19 protein-coding genes are annotated in these 18,630 nt (G+C 59.7%); 9 read left to right on the plus strand and 10 right to left on the minus strand.

Going from position 1 to position 18,630, the window contains the following annotated elements; genetic code table 11:
- The first annotated feature begins 232 nt into the window (after positions 1-232).
- The 3 genes from uraH to BLQ98_RS15085 all read left to right on the plus strand — a co-directional run bounded on the left by uraH (position 233) and on the right by BLQ98_RS15085 (position 4,076).
- Positions 233-592, plus strand: coding sequence for a hydroxyisourate hydrolase (uraH, locus tag BLQ98_RS15075; RefSeq protein ID WP_093734087.1), 360 nt, complete (start codon positions 233-235; stop codon positions 590-592).
- Positions 593-685: 93 nt separating this feature from the next.
- A complete protein-coding gene (deoC, locus tag BLQ98_RS15080; RefSeq protein WP_093734088.1) occupies positions 686-1,687 on the plus strand; it encodes a deoxyribose-phosphate aldolase in 1,002 nt (333 codons plus the stop codon).
- A 49-nt stretch (positions 1,688-1,736) separates the two neighbouring features.
- Positions 1,737-4,076 carry an aldehyde dehydrogenase family protein gene (locus BLQ98_RS15085; RefSeq protein WP_093734089.1) on the plus strand — a complete coding sequence of 780 codons (2,340 nt, stop codon included), beginning with the start codon at positions 1,737-1,739 and terminating at the stop codon, positions 4,074-4,076.
- Positions 4,077-4,157: 81 nt separating this feature from the next.
- Here BLQ98_RS15085 and BLQ98_RS15090 read toward each other — a convergent pair whose 3' ends face one another.
- The 7 genes from BLQ98_RS15090 to BLQ98_RS15120 all read right to left on the minus strand — a co-directional run bounded on the left by BLQ98_RS15090 (position 4,158) and on the right by BLQ98_RS15120 (position 12,756).
- Positions 4,158-5,483: a M16 family metallopeptidase gene (locus tag BLQ98_RS15090; protein ID WP_093734090.1), complete on the minus strand. Its 1,326-nt coding sequence runs from the start codon at positions 5,481-5,483 to the stop codon at positions 4,158-4,160.
- On the minus strand, positions 5,480-6,823 hold the full coding sequence (locus tag BLQ98_RS15095) for a M16 family metallopeptidase (RefSeq protein ID WP_167354556.1): 1,344 nt from the start codon (positions 6,821-6,823) through the stop codon (positions 5,480-5,482). The genes BLQ98_RS15090 and BLQ98_RS15095 overlap by 4 nt, the downstream gene beginning before the upstream one ends.
- Before the next feature lie 92 nt (positions 6,824-6,915).
- The gene (locus BLQ98_RS15100) at positions 6,916-7,419 is read right to left on the minus strand and encodes a DUF3035 domain-containing protein (RefSeq protein WP_093734091.1); all 504 of its coding nucleotides are present in this window, start codon (positions 7,417-7,419) and stop codon (positions 6,916-6,918) included.
- A gap of 62 nt (positions 7,420-7,481) precedes the next feature.
- Entirely contained in the window at positions 7,482-7,991 is a 510-nt protein-coding gene (lspA, locus tag BLQ98_RS15105) for a signal peptidase II (RefSeq protein WP_093734092.1), read from the minus strand.
- Between the two features lie 18 nt (positions 7,992-8,009).
- Positions 8,010-9,596: a bifunctional phosphoribosylaminoimidazolecarboxamide formyltransferase/IMP cyclohydrolase gene (gene purH / locus BLQ98_RS15110; protein ID WP_093734093.1), complete on the minus strand. Its 1,587-nt coding sequence runs from the start codon at positions 9,594-9,596 to the stop codon at positions 8,010-8,012.
- Between the two features lie 17 nt (positions 9,597-9,613).
- The gene (locus tag BLQ98_RS15115) at positions 9,614-11,362 is read right to left on the minus strand and encodes a heparinase II/III family protein (RefSeq protein ID WP_093734094.1); all 1,749 of its coding nucleotides are present in this window, start codon (positions 11,360-11,362) and stop codon (positions 9,614-9,616) included.
- A gap of 122 nt (positions 11,363-11,484) precedes the next feature.
- Positions 11,485-12,756, minus strand: coding sequence for an RsmB/NOP family class I SAM-dependent RNA methyltransferase (locus BLQ98_RS15120; RefSeq protein ID WP_093734095.1), 1,272 nt, complete (start codon positions 12,754-12,756; stop codon positions 11,485-11,487).
- Positions 12,757-12,846: 90 nt separating this feature from the next.
- Between BLQ98_RS15120 and BLQ98_RS18645 the strand changes: the two genes are divergently transcribed.
- Entirely contained in the window at positions 12,847-13,125 is a 279-nt protein-coding gene (locus tag BLQ98_RS18645; RefSeq protein ID WP_093734096.1) for a DUF1674 domain-containing protein, read from the plus strand.
- A gap of 72 nt (positions 13,126-13,197) precedes the next feature.
- On the opposite strand, the gene BLQ98_RS15130 is transcribed toward BLQ98_RS18645, so the two are convergent.
- Both BLQ98_RS15130 and dapB read right to left on the minus strand, forming a co-directional pair.
- A complete protein-coding gene (locus BLQ98_RS15130) occupies positions 13,198-13,554 on the minus strand; it encodes a dihydrodipicolinate reductase (protein WP_093734097.1) in 357 nt (118 codons plus the stop codon).
- Positions 13,555-13,644: 90 nt separating this feature from the next.
- Positions 13,645-14,460, minus strand: coding sequence for a 4-hydroxy-tetrahydrodipicolinate reductase (dapB, locus tag BLQ98_RS15135; RefSeq protein WP_093734098.1), 816 nt, complete (start codon positions 14,458-14,460; stop codon positions 13,645-13,647).
- A 79-nt stretch (positions 14,461-14,539) separates the two neighbouring features.
- Here dapB and rbfA point away from each other — a divergent pair, with 79 nt between their 5' ends.
- The 5 genes from rbfA to BLQ98_RS15160 all read left to right on the plus strand — a co-directional run bounded on the left by rbfA (position 14,540) and on the right by BLQ98_RS15160 (position 18,313).
- A complete protein-coding gene (gene rbfA / locus BLQ98_RS15140; protein WP_093734106.1) occupies positions 14,540-14,959 on the plus strand; it encodes a 30S ribosome-binding factor RbfA in 420 nt (139 codons plus the stop codon).
- On the plus strand, positions 14,956-15,702 hold the full coding sequence (locus tag BLQ98_RS15145; RefSeq protein WP_093734099.1) for a phosphodiester glycosidase family protein: 747 nt from the start codon (positions 14,956-14,958) through the stop codon (positions 15,700-15,702). The genes rbfA and BLQ98_RS15145 overlap by 4 nt, the downstream gene beginning before the upstream one ends.
- A gap of 117 nt (positions 15,703-15,819) precedes the next feature.
- A complete protein-coding gene (gene truB, locus BLQ98_RS15150) occupies positions 15,820-16,737 on the plus strand; it encodes a tRNA pseudouridine(55) synthase TruB (protein ID WP_093734100.1) in 918 nt (305 codons plus the stop codon).
- On the plus strand, positions 16,734-17,243 hold the full coding sequence (locus tag BLQ98_RS15155; RefSeq protein WP_093734101.1) for a DUF1643 domain-containing protein: 510 nt from the start codon (positions 16,734-16,736) through the stop codon (positions 17,241-17,243). The genes truB and BLQ98_RS15155 overlap by 4 nt, the downstream gene beginning before the upstream one ends.
- A gap of 62 nt (positions 17,244-17,305) precedes the next feature.
- A complete protein-coding gene (locus BLQ98_RS15160; protein ID WP_244148450.1) occupies positions 17,306-18,313 on the plus strand; it encodes a calcium-binding protein in 1,008 nt (335 codons plus the stop codon).
- Positions 18,314-18,355: 42 nt separating this feature from the next.
- Here BLQ98_RS15160 and BLQ98_RS15165 read toward each other — a convergent pair.
- On the minus strand, positions 18,356-18,630 hold a 275-nt coding region (locus tag BLQ98_RS15165), incomplete at its 5' end, for a transposase (RefSeq protein ID WP_141135346.1).

Raw genomic sequence — 18,630 nt, forward strand, 5'->3', positions numbered from 1 at the left:
TTCGGATTGTATGGATCGCTGGCAGGCGACACCTCCGATTGTATGTTGTCTACCATATAGGCTCAGGATGATTCGCGGCTCAAGTAAAAACGAATCGGTATGCGCATATTTTTTCATCGCCGCCCGAATCAGCGACTTTTCCCGCCCCTCGGCCTTCGCCGCTGATCCGCCATTGACCTACCGCGACACCTGCCTATCGTAAGGGTCCAACGGATCAGGAAAGACCCTACTCATGGCAAACGGCTACTTGACGACGCATGTTTTGGACACCGCACGCGGACGCCCCGCAGGGGGGATGGAGATCACGCTGTACCGGATCGAAGGGACCAACCGCATGAAGCTGGTCCAGATGAGCACAAATGCCGACGGGCGCACCGACACGCCGATCCTGCCCAAAGGCCAGTTTGCAGCCGGCACGTACGAGCTGGTGTTCGACGCCGGTGGCTATCTCGACGCGATTGGGGCAGAGCCAGAGGCACCGCGGTTCCTTGATCAAATCCCGCTGCGTTTTGGCATTTCGGACACGGACGCGCATTACCACGTGCCGCTTTTGCTGTCGCCTTTCGGGTATTCCACCTATCGCGGCAGCTGAACGTCGCTGCCGGATGTGACGTGAGGGCGCGATGCTTGCATTGCGCGGCTGCCCCGTGGCACATTACCTGTCTGATCAGACAGGAAAGCGCCCATGTCCACGCATGTAAACACCCCGACCGAACTGGCCCAAAGCCACCTGCCACAGGTGACTGACCCCCGCAATCCGGGGATGCCGTTGGATATGGATTGGGTGCGCGCCGTGCAGGTGAACACCTCTGCGGTAGAGCGCCGTGCCGCTGGCCTGCCCGCACGCCGGTCCGTGAAAAAAGACCATCAAGCCGCGTGGCTGCTGCGCGCCGTCAGCTGTATCGACCTGACCACGCTGTCGGGGGATGATACCGCCCGCCGTGTAGAACGGCTTTGTGCGAAGGCCCGTCAACCGATTGCGCCCGCGCTGCTGGACGCGCTTGGCATGTCACAGATCACCGTGGGCGCGGTCTGTGTCTACCACGAGATGATCGCCCCCGCCAAAGCAGCACTGCAGGGCACGGGCATCCCGATTGCCGCCGTTTCTACAGGTTTTCCCGCCGGTCTCTCCCCGTTCGAGCTGCGCCTGCGCGAGATCGAGATGAGCGTCGCCGCCGGTGCCGCCGAGATCGACATCGTTATTTCGCGCCGCCATGTCCTGTCGGGCGACTGGCAGGCGCTTTATGATGAAATGCGTGCCTTCCGCGCCGCATGCGGCGATGCCCACGTCAAAGCGATCCTCGCAACCGGAGAGTTGGGCAGCCTGCGCAACGTCGTGCGTGCGTCGCTGATCTGCATGATGGCGGGGGCAGATTTCATCAAAACCTCGACCGGCAAGGAAAGCGTTAATGCGACCCTGCCCGTGACTCTCGTGATGATCCGCGCGATCCGCGACTATTTCGACCGGACCGGCTTCCGCGTCGGCTATAAACCTGCGGGCGGGATCTCAAAAGCTAAGGACGCACTGGTCTATCTTGCCATGATGAAAGAGGAATTGGGCGACCGCTGGTTGCAGCCTGACCTGTTCCGTTTCGGGGCGTCGTCGCTGTTGGGCGACATCGAACGCCAGCTCGACCACCATGTGTCGGGCAGCTATTCCGCAAGCCATCGTCACGCCATCAGCTGAGCCGCGTGAAACCAATGTCGGATTTGAGTATTTTGAAAAGGGTGAACCCATGAGCGTGTCCGAAATCTATGAAACCATGGACTATGGGACGGCACCGGAGAATGCCGCTGACGCGCTGGCGTGGCTGGTCGATCAAGGCAGCCGTTTCGGGCATTTCATCGACGGCGCGTTCACCGACGCACGCGATGATTTCGAAAGCAGCAACCCCGCCAATGGCAATGTGCTGGCAACGTTGACGCAGGCCAGCCAAGCAGAGGTCGACACCGCGGTTGCCGCGGCGCGCAAGGCACAGCCCAAATGGGCCAAGCTGGGCGGTCACGGGCGTGCGCGGTTCCTATATGCCTTGGCGCGGTTGCTGCAGAAACACAGCCGGTTGTTCGCCGTGCTGGAAACGCTGGATAACGGTAAACCCATACGCGAGGCGCGCGATGTGGATGTGCCCTTGGCACAGCGGCATTTCTACTATCACGCAGGCATGGCCCAGTTGATGGAGTCCGAGCTTCCCGACGCAGAGGCGCTTGGCGTGTGTGGGCAGATCATCCCGTGGAATTTCCCGCTATTGATGCTGGCGTGGAAAGTCGCACCTGCTTTGGCGATGGGGAACACGGTGGTATTAAAACCGGCGGAGTATACGTCGCTTACTGCGCTGCTGTTTGCGGATATCTGTGTGCAGGCGGGCCTGCCCAAGGGTGTCGTCAATATTGTAACAGGCGACGGTGCCGTGGGCGAGTTGATCGTGCAGGCGGATGTCGACAAGATCGCCTTTACTGGATCAACGCCCGTGGGCCGGCATATCCGCGAGGTGACAGCCGGGAGCGGCAAGGCGCTGACGCTCGAGCTGGGGGGCAAGTCGCCCTATATCGTATTCGACGATGCGGATCTGGATTCAGCCGTCGAGGGGCTGGTCGACGCGATCTGGTTCAATCAGGGGCAGGTCTGCTGTGCAGGCTCGCGCCTGCTGGTGCATGAGCCTGTGGCGGATCGGTTCTATGCCAAGCTGCGGGCGCGGATGGCGAAGCTGCGGGTCGGTGATCCGCTGGATAAATCCGTGGACGTGGGCGCGCTGGTCGATCCCGTTCAGGTGCAGCGCGTGACCGATATGGTCGCGGCCAACACCAGTGGCGAAGTCTTTACCGCAGGCGATATCCCTGCGACCGGCTGCTATTATCCCCCAACACTGATCACCGGCATGAACCCTGCCGATGCCTTGATGCAGGACGAAATCTTTGGCCCCGTGCTGGTATCCACCACATTCCGCACCCCCGCCGAGGCGGTCGAACTGGCCAACAACACCCGCTACGGTCTGGCCGCGACGGTCTGGTCCGAGAATATCAATCTGGCGCTGGATATCGCGCCCAAGCTGGTCGCGGGCATCGTCTGGGTGAACGGGACCAACATGATGGATGCCGCCGCAGGCTTTGGCGGGGTGCGCGAAAGCGGCTTTGGTCGCGAAGGCGGCTGGGAAGGGCTGGCAGCCTATACCCGTTCGAAAACCACGCAAAAGCCGTTGAAAGAGGTCACCGCCCTTACCGGCAGTGGCACGCCCGCAGACCCGATTGACCGAACCGCAAAACTCTATATCGGGGGCAAGCAAAGCCGTCCCGACAGCGGCTATTCCTCACCTGTGTGGGGTAAGTCCGGCGATCTGCTGGGGCATGTCTCGCTCGCGTCGCGCAAGGATGTGCGCAACGCCGTGGAGGCCGCGCACGCTGCAAAGGGCTGGAGCAAGACAACTGGCCATTTGCGCGCGCAGATCCTGTATTACATCGCTGAAAATCTAGCGGCGCGCGAGAATGAATTCGCGCAACGGCTGGATGCGATGCAGGGTGGCAAGGCCGGCAAAGCCGAGGTTGATCTGGCGGTCAAACGGCTGTTCACCTATGCCGCCTGGGCCGACAAATACGACGGTCAGGTGCATGGCGTGCCGATCCGCGGGGTCGCGCTTGCGATGAAAGAACCCGTTGGCGTTATCGGCGCACTTTGCCCCGCAGAGGCCCCATTGCTTGGGCTGATCTCCTGCATGGCCCCGGCGATTGCCATGGGCAACCGTGTCATTCTTGCGGCCAGCGGCCCCTTCCCGCTTGCGGCGACGGAGTTTGTTCAGGTTCTAGAAACCTCTGACGTACCGGCGGGTGTGGTAAATATCCTAACCGGCCCGCAAAAGGACACGGCCGAAACACTGGCGCGGCATATGGATGTAAATGCGGTCTGGAGCTTTGGCGACAAAGCGCAAAGCGAAACCGTGGAACGGGCCAGCGCGCAGAACCTCAAACGCACATGGGTGAACAACGGCATGGCGCGCGACTGGGATGGGGCGGAGGGCGAAGGCAAAGCGTTCTTGCAAGCCGCGACCTCGGTCAAGAATATCTGGATCCCCTACGGCGAATAACGTCTGCTTGTCCTGCTGAAACGAAAAACGGGCGCTGTGGAGCGCCCGTTTTTCTGTATGTGTGGTTTGCTAAAGGAGCCGTCAGTCGTTCTGAACTGGTGCGGTGCCATCGACCCCTTGGGGTTGCCCGACGACGACAAAGGCCAGTCCTTCGGGATCAAGCAACTCATCTGCAACGCGCTTCACATCATCCAGGGTCACGGCTTCGACCTTGGCGTTGCGGGTGGCGATATAGTCGATGGGCAGGTCGATCATTTGCATCCCCACAAGGATACTGGCGATGGTCTGGTTGCCATCAAAGCGCAGCGGGTAGGAACCTGTGATATAGGTCTTGGCATCCTCCAGCTCTTGCTGGGTCACACCGTCGGCTGCGGCCTTGGTCCATTCCTCCTTGATTACGTCCATCGCCTGCCCGATCCGATCGTTGGCCGAGCTGACGGAGCCTTGGATCGTCTCTGCCAGATCCATAGGAACCAGAGAGGAATACACGCCATAGGTCAGCCCGCGCTTCTCGCGGACTTCGGTCATGAGACGACTTTCAAATGACCCGCCGCCCAAAACCTGGTTCAGTACCGTCGCAGCAAAGAAATCGTCGTCTTTCTGCGAGATACCGTTCTGCGCAAAGAGCGCGACCGATTGCGGCGTCGGGAAATCCACGACCGTCGTGCCCGAGGGGATGGTCACCTCGGCACGAGGGGGCAGCGGCGCGCCGGTCTTAGGTAGATCTCCCAGCAGGTCGTCCAGCATCAGGCCAAGCGCTTCGGGCGTAATATCCCCCACCGCGCCAATGAAGATGCGGTCGCGGGCCAGAACCGCCTTGTGCGCCGCGATCAGGTCGTCACGGGTCAGGGCGGTCACGGTATCTTTCGTCCCGCTCAGGGGCGAGCCGTAGGGATGATCGCCATAGAGCAGTTCATCCATCTTCTTGCGCGCGATATCATTGGGGTCTTTGGCGCTGGACCGGATACCGGACAAAACCTGACCGCGCACGCGTTCAATTGCGTCGGGATCAAACCGGGGGAACTGCACCGCCTGTTTCAGCAGCGCGATGGAAGCATCCTGATTTTCGGTCAGAAAGCGCGTTGAGATTGCCAATGCGTCATCATCCACACTGAACCGGAAACTGCTCGCGAGACCTTCGGCGGCACGGGCGAAATCGCGGGCGTCCAGGTCACCGGCCCCTTCTTCAAGCAGGCCGGTCATCAGGTTGGTAGCACCGCGTTTTTCGGGCGCATCCAGCGACGCGCCCCCGCGAAACCGCAGATCAAGCGCCACGAAGGGGATCGAATGTTCCTCTACCAGCCAAGCAGTGATGCCACCCGGAGATGTGACCTCTTGGATATCCACCTCGGCCCGGGCGGGCAGAGCGGCTAAAACCGTCAGAACTACAGCGTAAAACAGTCTCATTCTGTCACCTCTTCGCGCATCAGCCACCCTGTGACAGAAGCCTCGCGGTTAAACACATCCTTGGCGGCCTGCATAATGTCATCGGCCGTCACGGCCTCGAGCACATCGGGCCAGTCTTGAACGTCTTGCACGCTCAGCCCGATCGCCAAGGCGCTGCCATAGCGATTGGCGACGCTATCGGCATTGTCGCGCGCATAGATTTGTTCGGCGCGGACCTGTTGCTTGATCCGTTCAAGCTGTTCGGCATCCACACCGTCTTTCATGAAACCGGCAACAGCCGCGTCCATCGCATCTTCGGCGTCCTGTAGGGAGACGCCGGGTTGCGGGACCACGACAATGTTAAAGGTCGTATCATCCAACGATTGGCCGCTGTAGAACGCCGCAGAATAGGTTGCAATTGACGTATCGAACTGCAGCTTTTCGGCGAAATAGGACGTCGTGCCGCCGCCCAGAAGCTCCGCCAATATCGTGAGCGCTGCTGCGGTTTTCTGATCACCGGGGTCACGCTCCTGGGCAAGATACGAACGGCTCACGTATTCCTGCGCGACGCGGTCATCGCGAAAAGTCAGACGGCGTTCAGCGGTTTGGGGCGGTTCTTGGGTGCGCAAACGTTCAGGCAGTTCGGGATTGGCGGGGATTTCACCGTAATATTGCTCAGCCAACTGTCGCACATTGTCAGGTTCCACATCGCCAGAGACGACGAGAATAGCATTGTTGGGCGAATAGTAGAGCTTATAGAAATCTAGCGCGTCCTGCAGGTCCAGCTCGCGCATTTCGTGCATCCAGCCGATGACCGGCGTGCCGTAGCGGTGGTTGAGGTATTGCGCCGCGTTCAACTGCTCGCGGAATAGCGCGCTCGGGTCATTCTCGGTGCGTTGGTTGCGTTCTTCGATGATCACGTCGCGTTCGGTCGCGATGTTTTCCGGCGTCAGGCGGATATTTTTCATCCGGTCCGATTCCATTTGCATCATCAACTCGAGCCGATCCGCGGCAACCCGCTGGAAATAGGCGGTATAATCATAGCTAGTGAAGGCGTTATCGCGCCCACCATTCTTGGCAACCGTGGCGGAAAATTCACCGGCGTCCATCTTATCGGTGGCCTTGAACAACAGATGTTCGAGAAAGTGCGCCACGCCGGAAGACCCTTTGGGTTCATCCGCGGAACCGGCGCGGTACCACACCATCTGCTGCACGGACGGGGCACGGTGGTCTTCGACGACCACGACCTCCATCCCGTTATTCAGCGTGAAATGGGTAACGTCTTCGTTGTCTCGCGCCAGCGCCGCTGAGGTGGGCAAGGCAAGCGCCAATAAAGCCCCGAGGGCCGGTAATCTGATCATGGTCGGTCCTTTGAGCAGGGTCCTAAGACCTCTTACTTACGCCACCTCGCGGGGCGATCAAGGGACCTAACAGAATTGTAATTCAGCCAGCGTCACTCTGCCGGAGGCGCAGAGGGTGTGCGCGCACCGGCACGACGCCAACGCGCGGCCTCGCGGGGGGCGTCTAGAATCTGACGTTTATAGGCTTGATCGTAGCGATCCGTCGGTACGATCTTGATTTGCGTGAACCGTGCCTTGCGTTTGCGGAAGGCGGCGTCGGTTTCGGCCAGTTCCTGACGGATATTGTTGGTTACACCCATGCGGCTGGCCTGTTGCACCAGCGCCGCGTCGGACGCCGGAATGCCCTCGGCGTTGCTTTGCGGCGTGCCGCCAAAGGCCAAGACCCCTTCGGCAACCGCATTACGATCGGTCAGGTTCGCCTGCCCCGGTGTTGGCACGGGCAGCGTGGTATAGCTATCAGGCTGCTGCAGCGACTTGGCGGGCTGGATCATGAATTCGTCAGGCCCTTTCGCAGAGCTGCGAATGTCCCGCAGGCCAGTGTTGCCGCAGGCCCCAAGGGCAAGCGGTAGCAAGACAAGAGCGGCGACAAAGCGCATGACGGATCTCCTTAAGGACTTGTTAAGGTCTTTGTACCAATATCGCAGTCACGCGGTAATTGTCACTGGCCTTTTTTCGGGGCCTTTTTCGGTGTGGCTTTTGCCGGTTTCTTGGGGTCGCCCGTGAAATAAATCAGCCCCAACGCGCCCGCGAAAATGAAGATATCCGCGATGTTAAAGACGAAAGGATTATTGATACCACAGCAAGACATGTTCAAGAAATCAAGTACATAGCCATAGATCAACCGGTCAACAACATTCGCCAGTGCGCCACCGATCAGCATGCCTGCGCTGATATTGGCCCAAAGGCTCATGGTTTGGCGACTGGCCCAGACCACCACACCCACGCAGATGGCGCAGGCCAGCCCGATGAGGATCCAACGACTTGCGTCGGACCCGTCACCGAAAAGGCCAAAGTTAATCCCGCGGTTCTCACCGTAGCGAAAATTGATCAGCGGCGGCAATACGTCGATAGACCGGATGCGGCTGAGCTCCATCGCGTGCACAACAATATACTTGCTCAGTTGATCCGCCAAAAACGCCGCGAAACCGGCCCAGAAAATAATACGCATACCGACCGCTTTCCGTGGTTAGTGGCGGAAGTGGCGCATGCCGGTAAAGACCATGGCAAGGCCGGCCTCGTCCGCTGCTGCGATCACTTCGTCGTCTCGCATGGACCCACCTGGTTGAATGAGGGCTGTCGCCCCTGCTTCGGCGGCGGTGATCAGCCCGTCAGCAAAGGGGAAAAACGCATCGGACGCCACAACAGAGCCCTGCGTCAGCGGTGCGGGCAAGCCCATGGCTTCGGCCATGTCCTGTGCCTTGCGTGCGGCGATACGTGTGCTGTCGACGCGGCTCATCTGGCCGGCACCGACGCCCACGGTCGCGCCATCCTTAACGTAAATGATTGCGTTGGATTTCACGTGTTTCGCGACAGTCCAAGCGAACATCAGATCCGACAGCTCTTGGTCGGACGGCTGACGCTTTGTCACGACCTTCAGGTCATCCATAGTAATGCGACCGACGTCCTTGTCTTGCACCAGATAGCCACCCGATACCTGACGGAACGACAGCGCCGCCTGTGCCGGATCCGCCAGACCGTTGGTGGTCAGCAAGCGCAGGTTCTTTTTCTTGCCGAAAATCTCCATCGCTTCGGGTGTGGCGTTCGGGGCGATCACGACCTCGGTAAAAATCGCGCTGATTGCATCGGCGGTTTCTGCGTCAAGCGTCTGGTTCAAGGCGATAATCCCGCCAAAAGCGCTGGTGCGGTCACAGTCAAACGCGCGGGTATAGGCATCGACCATCGACGTGCCTTGCGCCACGCCGCAGGGGTTGGCATGCTTGATGATCGCACAGGCAGGCCCTTTGGCAGGATCAAATTCGCTGACCAGTTCAAAGGCGGCATCGGTGTCGTTGATGTTGTTATACGACAGCTCTTTACCCTGATGCTGGGTGGCTGTGGCGACGCCCGGACGGGCTGACCCATCGGTGTAGAACGCCGCTTGCTGGTGGGGGTTTTCACCATAGCGAAGGGTCTGTGCCAGCGTGCCGCCCACGGTACGACGACGCGGGGTGCCCCCGACCTGCGCAGCCATCCATGTGCTGACAGCGGTGTCATACGCCGCTGTGCGGGCATAGGCCGTCTGCGCCAAACGCTGACGCAGTGCATAGGTGGTCTGGCCGTTATTCTCGGTAAGCTCTGTCATCACTGTCGCGTAATCTTCAACGTCGACGATCACATTCACAAAACCATGGTTCTTGGCCGCCGAGCGGATCATCGCAGGCCCACCGATATCGATATTCTCGATCACCTCGGCGTATTCCGCACCCTTGGCGACGGTCTCTTCAAATGGATAAAGGTTCACCACAACCAGATCGATCGCGCCGATGTCGTGCTTACCCATCGCCGCGACATGTTCGTCATTATCCCGCAACGCCAGCAACCCGCCATGCACAACGGGGTGCAGAGTTTTCACCCGTCCGTCCATCATCTCGGGGAAGCCGGTGACCTCGGACACATCTTTCACCGTCAGACCTGCATCGCGCAGCGCCTTGGCGGTGCCGCCGGTGCTCAGCAATTCGACCCCATGCGCCGCGAGCGCCTGCCCCAGCTCGACCAGACCGGTCTTGTCAGATACGGAAAGAAGCGCGCGGGAGACGGGGTAGAGATCAGGCATCAGGGAGGTTCCTTTGGTCAATCTTGGTCATCATATGGATCGTCGAGCGATAAATCTCGCACGCCAATCGCAGTTTCCTGCGCTTTGGACAAGGACCACCTGACCCTGCTGGCATAGTCAACGACCCGCCCGCTGAGTAGAATCTGCACGGACGCACGGGGCTTAAGGCGGTTGCGCTCTAGGTAAACGCTTGGTTCCAAAGACAGTTTATGCGTCCCGTCGTGGCGGAAGACCCAGATTTCGCCGCTTTTCTGCGCCATAGAGATCGCCGCCCCGCCCAGATCAACAGTGGCATCCACATCGGGGTGCAAGTGAAAACGAATCTCGAACGGGATACCGCCCAGTTTCACCGCATCCATTTCGCGGTCAAAGGCGCGCTTTTCGGCTTCCTCTATGGCCAGCAGCATATCCTCGCCCGCAAGACCGCGACCGTCATGGGCCAGTTCAAGACTGCGCGCATGGGTCAGACCAAAGCCCGCGACATACCCGTTATGCCCGCCCTGAAACTGCGTACCATCCCCGACCGACCCAATTTCCACGGGCACATAAGTCGGGCATTCAATAAGGGCCTCCGCCCCTGTGTACCGGTCCGGCTCTGCCAGACGCGCGCTGGAATACCCCCCTAGCGACAAGCCCGAATGCGACGGCGTCGCGCGCCCCGCCCGGCGCCAATCGGCACCAAATGAATCACCCGGTCCGCAGTTCACGACCAAGGGACGGCGCCCGCTGGTCAGTTCAAACGCAAGCGTAGAGGCATGCGCATTGAACGATGCCGCCCCACCCGGAGGCGGGCTGGCGTCAACAATCACGCTGGTGCGCCCTGCTGACAAACGCGCATAGCCCATCGACAACCCGTCCGGCTGCCGTGTCTTGATCTTGGCCGTTGCCAAAGCATGATCGAGCCATCCTTCGGCTCCGCGACCGCCGCCATGAAACCGCGCCAAGCCACCGTCAGCATGGCGCAGCGTCCGCAACGTTGGGGCAATGCGTTCGATCGCTTCCATATGCGCAGCCGGCGTGCCGCGCCCTGCATCGCTAAGCGCGGCGGCGGCCCATGTCAGAAGGGTGAAAGCGTGCAATAGTTCTTCGGGGTTACGGGTGGGCAAACCGCCTTGCGCGTCGATTTGCGCCTCGCACTCGCGGGCCAACGCCTTGATCGCAGGATCGGCACGCGCCTCTTGCCCTTCAAGCGAAAGACCGGCGTAGATCAACCCTGTCAGCGCTTCGAACCGCGGCAATCCGGGGGCTGCAGCATGCCAACGGCGCGACAGGAAATCAGTTTGTTCGACCAGTGAGCGATAGAAGATATCGCTTTCGTTTTGCGAGGTGCCGCGCAGCACAAACAGCGCGTGGTTGATCCAGCGGATCAGCCGCCGGCCGGTCAGATCAGCGGTCCAGCCGATGCCACGGCCCTTGCCGTAATGGTCGATCCAGCCCCAAAGCCAACGCTGTGCGGTGGCGCGCGCGCACACGTCGCCGACCGCAGCCAGATCATCCATCCAGGCAAAGCCGTGCAGATCACGGGCAAAATCCTGATCCGGCGTGGCGACGTCCCAGAGGCTCGAGGCGTCCGGTGCTTCGATCAGGCTGCCTGAAAACAAAAGGTTGCCCGCAATCAACTGCCGCCCGCGTGCAAATGACCCGATCGTGCGGGGTTCGGGCGAGGATACGAATCCCGTGGCTTTGGTACGCGTCTTGGTCGCGGCACGGGCGTGCCACTGATTTAAAAAACGCGTTTTTCGCGCATTGAAGCTGGTACTTGTCATGCGGCTGCCCTTGTACGCTCTGCTGGCGTTTCGCGGATGTTAGCCGCTGTTGCCACCTGAGTCACCGCATTTTGACAGGCCGTATCTCGGGCGACGAAAATCCGCCCGCGCATTGGGGATGTTTAAGCGTCCTTGCGCAGGCAAACGATGTAGAACCCGTCCATACCACCCAAATCAGACCAGTAATCCGGACGCAAGCGCAGCCCGCCCTCTTCTGTGGTCCATGCCGACTCTACGCCGGCCACGGCCAAGGCATCGGGGTCCACACGCATGTCAGCGTGACGTTCCAACGCTTCGTCGACCTGCACCTCGCCCTCGTCGGGCAGCAGCGAGCAAGTACAGAAAACCAAGCGGCCGCCAGGGTTTAGCAGCGACCAAGCATGGTCGATCAATTCCGACTGCAGTTCGATCAGGTCGCCGAATTCCGAACCATCCTTGGCATGGGGCAGATCAGGGTGCCGACGGATCGTTCCCGTCGCAGAGCAGGGCGCATCCAGCAAAATCGCATCGAACATTCCCTCGAATCGCCGCGCATCAACGACAACCGATTTGGCCGGCAGGTGTACCCGCGCGAGGTTTTCTTTGACCCGCTGCATCCGCTGTTTCGAGCTGTCGACGGCCGTGACCTGTGCACCCGCAGCAGCAAGCTGCATGGTCTTACCGCCCGGCGCGGCGCAAAGATCCAGAACGGCCTCGCCCTTTTGCGGCGCAAGGATTTTGACCGGCAACGCGGCAGCCGCATCCTGAACCCACCAATCACCTTCGGCGAAACCGGGCATGGTTGTCACCTGCCCTGCATCCACAACGCGCACCGAACCCGTTGGCAGAACGACACCGCCCACGGCCTCTGCCAGTGCTGCGGGGTCGCGTTTGGCGGTCAAATCAAGCGGTGCACCTGCGAAATGCGCGGCTTCGATGCCGGTTATAGCCTCGGGGCCCCACGCCTCGGTAAGCGGACCACGTAGCCACTTGGGCAACCGTGGAGAGCGCAAGGCCGCCCAAGCTTCAGACCCTTCGGCGGCAATCTTGCGCAGCACTGCGTTAGTCAGCCCTTTGAGGTGACCCAGTTTTTTATGCGTCGCGACCAGTTCAACCATCGCATTCACCACGCCATGCGCCGCACCGCCCTGACAAAGCTCGACCGTGCCGACTCGCAACGCATTGCGCACGGTCAGCGGCGGATATTTCGAGAGGTGTTTCTGAAGCAGGCGATCCGCCCTTTCCATCCCACGCAAGGTATCAGTGGCCAGACGTTGTGCCCGCGCACGATCATCGGGGGGCAGCTTGTCCAGCACACCCGCCGCAAGAAGCTCTGACATCAAACGTTCTTCCCCCAGGATCATATCCAAAAGGTACACCGCACTTCTGCGGGCCTGAACGCCGGTGTCTGACATGCGATACGCTTTCTTCTTTAGGGTGCCCGGGTTGTCTGGGCTTGGTTCCGGCGTATATCAAGGTGACAGTGGCCTCAAGAGGATGAGAGAATGACCGAAGCCGTCAAACGACCCATGCCAAGCCCACCCCATGATCCGACCCCCATGCCGGAGCCCGGGCCGGATATTCCACCGCAACCCACGCCCGATCCGATGCCTATGGTAAACCAAGAGCTTCCCGCCGCCGCGCAACGCGCGTTGGCGGAGGCCGCAGAACGCCGGAAGGCAGCACAAGCGTTGGACCTTCCGACAGAACTTGGGGGTCGCGACGGGCCAGAACCGGTCCGCTATGGCGATTGGGAAAAGAAGGGGATCGCGGTCGATTTCTAAAGTCGTCGCGCATCAGGAAATTGGATAGTGTACAGGGTCAAGCGCAGCGTAAACTGCCGAGAAACCAACGGATCACCGCAACGAGAATATCGCCGACTGACCTGTACCCTTGTCCGATGTGAAACGGATTTTTCCACCATTTACAGCGACTTCCTGACAATTATAGCCAAGGTCATCATCGCCCCAAGTTAGACTGCGGCAGAAATATCCGCCCTTCCAAACCCATTTCCCTGACACGTCCCAAACGGCACCGGTGCCCGAAATACCGCCGCTTTCAGAAACCCGCAATTCGACCAGCGGGCGGGTTAGCGTCTTACCCTCGACCACCGAGACAAAGTCGCGTTGACTGTCTAGTTTCTGATACTCGGCCCACGCGGGGCCGATCAGCGCCATAAACGCCGCGCACGTCAGTAATGTCAGTTTTCTCATCACACCCTCCGACCAGATTGTTCACACGAACATACGGGACAAAGGTTAAGATAGTTTCACCGCAGTTAAAGGATAGGGCGGCGTCGGCGTTCAGTCATTCAGCCCTAAAACGTCAAGCATATCATACGCGCCGGCAGGTTTTCCCTGCCCCCAAAGTGCGGCTTTGATGGCACCGCGCGCAAAAACAGCGCGATCAGAGGCGATGTGCCGCAAGATGATTCGCTCCCCTGCGGCAGCAAACATCACGTCATGCTCACCGACAATGTCACCGCCACGGATCGCCGTAAAACCGATATCGCCGCGCTTACGTGCACCGGTGATACCATCGCGCCCGCGATCAGAGACATCGGCCAGTGCAACACCGCGCCCTTCGGCGGCTGCCTCGCCGAGCATCAACGCCGTACCCGAAGGCGCGTCGACTTTCTGATTGTGATGCGCCTCGATCACCTCGATATCAAAATCTGCGTCCAGTGCGGCCGCGACCCGTTTGGTCAACTGGGTCAACAGGTTGACGCCCAAGCTCATGTTACCAGCGCGCACGATAACTGTCTGTTTCGAAGGTGCATCCAGACCGGTGATCTGCGCATCGGACATCCCCGTAGTGCCTATGACATGGACCACACCAGCTGCCGCAGCGACTTTCGCAAAGGCGAGGGTCGCTTCGGGTGCGGTGAAATCAATAACCGCCTGCGCGTCTTTCATCGCCGCTGCGGGATCATCGGTGACGAACACGCCGATTGCTGCGCCGCCCATGGCCACACCGATGTCCTGACCGACCCACGCATGCCCTGCCCTTTCAACCGCGCCTGCAAGATGCACCCGGTCGCTGGCTGAAACCTGCCCGATCAACATCTGGCCCATACGGCCCGAAGCCCCTGTAATCACTATGCCGGGTGTATCGCTCATGTTATGCTCCTTATTCGGCTTTGGTTTAGCGCGTGGTGATCTGCTTGGCAAAACCTCAACGAACCCTTAGATGAAGCGCATGGCAAAGAACAAGTTTCATGAGGGCTCAGGCCCGTCGCAACGGCAGCTTCGCGTAGGCGAAACCATTCGTCGCGCCTTATCGGATGTTTTGGCGCGTGGCGATGTCCACGATCCCGAGCTGAACCGGATGTCGATCACCGTAGGCGAAGTGCGCGCCTCTCCCGATCTAAAGATCGCGACGGCCTATGTGCTGCCTCTGGGCGGTGACGGGCAGGAGGACGTGCTCAAGCTGTTGGCCCGCAACAAAGGCGAACTGCGTCGCATGATGTCCAAAAAGCTGGCGTTGAAATTTGCGCCCGACTTGCGGTTCCAGCTGGACGAGACGTTCGACCGGATGGATGAAACGCGCCGGATGCTTGCGCAGGACGTGGTGCGCCGCGACGCCGACGCCCCGGACAGCGGATCGGATGACACGTGAAACGGTTCTGGGCAGCGCTTGGTTTCATGGGCTGGGCCGCTGCGCCCGTCCATGCGGAAACATGTCAAACGCTGACCTTTAACGGCACCGGCTATACTATATGTGACGTCGACCTGACGCAGGACCGGCTTGAGCTGTTCCTGTATGACCCCGAGGGCAAACCGCACGGGTATTTTAACACTCTCAACACCGCGTTGAAAAAGCAGGGCCAACAATTGGGCTTTGCGATGAACGCTGGCATGTATCACGATGACCGTGCGCCGGTGGGGTATTACCTTGAGAACGGCAAAGAGCATCAAAAGGTCATCAGCAGCGACGGCCCCGGCAATTTTGGTTTGCTGCCCAATGGTGTGCTGTGTCTGCGCGATGGTCGCGCCGATGTGATCGAGACAAAAGCTTTTGTGCGAAAGGCCCCCGATTGCCGCAGCGCCACCCAGTCAGGGCCCATGCTGGTGATCGACGGCAAGCTGCACCCGCGTTTTCTGAAAGATGGCACGTCGCGCTATATTCGTAACGGGGTTGGCACCAGCGCCGATGGCAAACAAGCGGTCTTTGCCATTTCTAACGAGACGGTGAATTTCTACGACTTTGCGCTGCTGTTTCGCGATCATTTGAAACTGCCGAATGCCCTGTATTTCGATGGCAATATCTCGAGACTGCGGGCCCCCGATCTGGGACGCAATGATCTAGGTTTCAGCCCGCTTGGGCCCATTATCGGCGTCGTGAAACCGGACGCATCGTAGCGCATAAAAGTTTTCTTGCCTTCGGCGAGGATTTTTCACCATTTGGAAGCCAGAGTCTCTGGGCAATCTCGCCGGACCTTTGATAGGAGGCCGGTAAATCAATTAAGGGCATTTGATATGGGTCGCAGGCGCAAGGGACGGGATATTTCGGGGTGGTTGGTGGTGGACAAGCCTGCCGGACCGACCTCTACCACCGTGGTGAACAAGGTCCGTTGGGCGTTGAACGCAAACAAAGCGGGCCATGCGGGGACGCTCGACCCCGAGGCGACCGGCGTTCTGGCGATCGCGCTTGGCGAGGCAACGAAGACCGTACCTTTCATCACGGATGCGCTGAAAGCCTATGACTTCACAGTGCGTCTAGGCATTGCGACGAATACCGATGACGCCGAGGGCGAAGTGATCGCGACCTCTGATCTGCGCCCTGACGACGATGCCATCAAGGACGCTTTGGGCAAGTTTATCGGTGATATCCAGCAGGTGCCGCCGCAGTTTTCCGCCGTCAAGATCGACGGCCAGCGGGCCTATAAGCTGGCGCGCGAAGGCGAAACCATGGAACTGGCAGCCCGCCCGCTTTTTGTCGAACAGCTGTTGCTGGTGGACCGTCCCGACGCTGATCACGTGACGCTTGAGATGGTGTGCGGCAAAGGCGGCTATGTCCGTTCGATCGCGCGCGATCTGGGGCAGGCCTTGGGATGTCTGGGGCACGTGCGCGACTTGCGTCGCATCTGGTCTGGCCCGTTTGAAGCGTCCGAGGGGCTGACCCTGGCGCAAATCGAAGAAATTGCCCGCACTGACGCCTTGGATGCACATCTGTTGCCGCTGGAACAGGGGCTTCAGGATCTGCCCGAGGTCAAGGCCACCGCTGAGGGGGCCACACGTCTGCGCAACGGGAACCCCGGCATGGTGATCGCCCACAACGTCGAATACGGCGATGAGGTTTGGGCATCGTTCGAGGGCCGCGCGATTGCCGTTGGGCGGTTTAAAGCCGGAGAGCTTCATCCGTCCCGCGTGTTCAATCAGCCGACCCTTGCGTGATCACACGCAGCCATACCAAGGGTGATGCACCCTCGACGGCTGTCTACTCGGATTGCGAAAAATACCGCTACAGCCTGACCCGCGTGTGGAATCCCGATGCGGGGCGGGTGCTGTTTGTGATGCTAAATCCGTCAAAAGCGACAGAAATTGAGAATGATCCTACGGTCGAGCGTTGCGAGCGACGCGCCCGCGCCTTGGGGTTCGGGGGCTTTCGTGTCACCAATATTTTTGCTTGGCGCGAGACCAGCCCAAAGCTGATGCGCCAGGCTCAAGCCCCCATTGGACCGGATAACGACCTAATATTAAAAGAAAGCATCCTGTGGGCCGATCAGGTCATTGCAGCTTGGGGCACCCACGGGGCACACTTTGGGCGCGGGCCTGAGGTGCAAGATCTGCTCTTGGGCAGCGACAGGCCGGTGTATCATCTGGGCCTGTCAAAGGACGGGCACCCGAAGCATCCTTTGTACATCCGCTATACTCAGGTGCCGATTGTGTGGAAGTCTTAGCGTCGACTTAACTTTTTTACGTCTATGCTTTTGATGCGACCCTTGGGAACCGGGGTTTCTTCATGAGTACGCCTGCTATTTTGCGGGCATTAGAGGCGGATTTTCAGATGCTATTTCTTGCAGGGTTAATGGGGCTGATCACCGTCGGGGCCGCCGCCTTTATCGACATCAGTGTCGAGGAGGAGGAAGAAGAAGACTCCGATCTCGATGAAGATACCTCCACGGTCCAACTCATCTCTGGCACACCTGAGGGCGACTTGATCACCGGATCTGCCGGCAACGATCATGTCGCGGCCTATGACGGCGACGATCTTGTGCAGGCAGCGGGCGGCGATGACACTCTCTTTGGGGACAACGGCGACGACACATTGATCGGCGGTTCGGGGGATGATGACCTGCACGGCAATGACGGCGACGATGTGCTAGCAGGTGCCGAAGCGGCAGATAGGCTTACCGGCCACAATGATGATGATGTACTGCAAGGTGGGGCGGGCCAAGATACGCTGAATGGCTCTGCCGGGCAGGACTGGCTGTATGGCAACAGTGGTGCCGACGCTCTGATGGGCGGGCTTGGGGACGATGTGCTGACAGGTGGGCGCGGCGGCGATGCGCTGTTTGGCGGGTGGGGGAACGATACGATCAACGGTATCGTTGACCAAGACCCCCAAGACGCGCGCATCAGCGATACCGACGAAGGTGATTATCTGAATGGCGGTGGGGGTGATGATGTGATCCTTGCTGGATCCAACGACACGGTGACCCCGGGTGACGGGCGCGATGACGTGATCCTCGGTGATTGGGTCAGCCCCGACGGCATCGTCGACATTCGTGCTTTCGACATCGTAGATGACAGCCTGTTGCTGGTCTGGGACGACAGCGATGCAACCGCAATAGCGCCAAATGTGTCGGTAGAACCGGACCCGGACGATAGCCACTCTCACCTGATTTCGATGGACGGGACGGTCGTGGCGATGGTGCAGTCGGATCAGCTTCTGATGCCTGCCGATCTGTCGCTTATTCCGCTCAGCTCGGCCTTGGCTGCGGGGCTGACGCGCGTGGGAGTGTCATGAACTTTGTGTATCTGGTCTGGCCCATGCGGGTTTTAGATACAGTCACGCATTGAAGCGATCCTCAAACATTATGGCGAAATGATTGCGGGCCGCAAACCATTCTCGAACATTTCGGCCGCCTTTCTCAAACTTGCGGATCGCCAAGTAGATCAGCTTCGTGGCTGCGCCTTCGGTCGGGAACGATCCCCGCGTCTTAATCGATTTGCGGATTACACGGTTCAAGCTTTCAATTGCGTTGGTGGTGTAGATGATCTTTCGGATGGCGGGATCAAAAGCAAAGAACGGGATCACTTCCTGCCAAGCCCTGCGCCAGGCCG

This window comes from Sulfitobacter litoralis (assembly GCF_900103185.1).
Taxonomy (GTDB): Bacteria; Pseudomonadota; Alphaproteobacteria; order Rhodobacterales; family Rhodobacteraceae; genus Sulfitobacter; species Sulfitobacter litoralis.

What these genes read in the sequence shown, in the direction of transcription:
- deoC (WP_093734088.1), top strand. Translation starts at nt 686, where the DNA reads ATGTCCACGCATGTAAACACCCCGACCGAACTGGCCCAAAGCCACCTG.
- BLQ98_RS15095 (WP_167354556.1), bottom strand. Translation starts at nt 6,823, where the DNA reads ATGATCAGATTACCGGCCCTCGGGGCTTTATTGGCGCTTGCCTTGCCC.
- truB (WP_093734100.1), top strand. Translation starts at nt 15,820, where the DNA reads ATGGGTCGCAGGCGCAAGGGACGGGATATTTCGGGGTGGTTGGTGGTG.
- dapB (WP_093734098.1), bottom strand. Translation starts at nt 14,460, where the DNA reads ATGAGCGATACACCCGGCATAGTGATTACAGGGGCTTCGGGCCGTATG.
- uraH (WP_093734087.1), top strand. Translation starts at nt 233, where the DNA reads ATGGCAAACGGCTACTTGACGACGCATGTTTTGGACACCGCACGCGGA.
- BLQ98_RS15115 (WP_093734094.1), bottom strand. Translation starts at nt 11,362, where the DNA reads ATGACAAGTACCAGCTTCAATGCGCGAAAAACGCGTTTTTTAAATCAG.
- BLQ98_RS15120 (WP_093734095.1), bottom strand. Translation starts at nt 12,756, where the DNA reads ATGTCAGACACCGGCGTTCAGGCCCGCAGAAGTGCGGTGTACCTTTTG.
- BLQ98_RS15100 (WP_093734091.1), bottom strand. Translation starts at nt 7,419, where the DNA reads ATGCGCTTTGTCGCCGCTCTTGTCTTGCTACCGCTTGCCCTTGGGGCC.
- BLQ98_RS15090 (WP_093734090.1), bottom strand. Translation starts at nt 5,483, where the DNA reads ATGAGACTGTTTTACGCTGTAGTTCTGACGGTTTTAGCCGCTCTGCCC.
- purH (WP_093734093.1), bottom strand. Translation starts at nt 9,596, where the DNA reads ATGCCTGATCTCTACCCCGTCTCCCGCGCGCTTCTTTCCGTATCTGAC.
- lspA (WP_093734092.1), bottom strand. Translation starts at nt 7,991, where the DNA reads ATGCGTATTATTTTCTGGGCCGGTTTCGCGGCGTTTTTGGCGGATCAA.
- BLQ98_RS15160 (WP_244148450.1), top strand. Translation starts at nt 17,306, where the DNA reads ATGAGTACGCCTGCTATTTTGCGGGCATTAGAGGCGGATTTTCAGATG.
- rbfA (WP_093734106.1), top strand. Translation starts at nt 14,540, where the DNA reads ATGGCAAAGAACAAGTTTCATGAGGGCTCAGGCCCGTCGCAACGGCAG.
- BLQ98_RS15085 (WP_093734089.1), top strand. Translation starts at nt 1,737, where the DNA reads ATGAGCGTGTCCGAAATCTATGAAACCATGGACTATGGGACGGCACCG.
- BLQ98_RS18645 (WP_093734096.1), top strand. Translation starts at nt 12,847, where the DNA reads ATGACCGAAGCCGTCAAACGACCCATGCCAAGCCCACCCCATGATCCG.
- BLQ98_RS15130 (WP_093734097.1), bottom strand. Translation starts at nt 13,554, where the DNA reads ATGAGAAAACTGACATTACTGACGTGCGCGGCGTTTATGGCGCTGATC.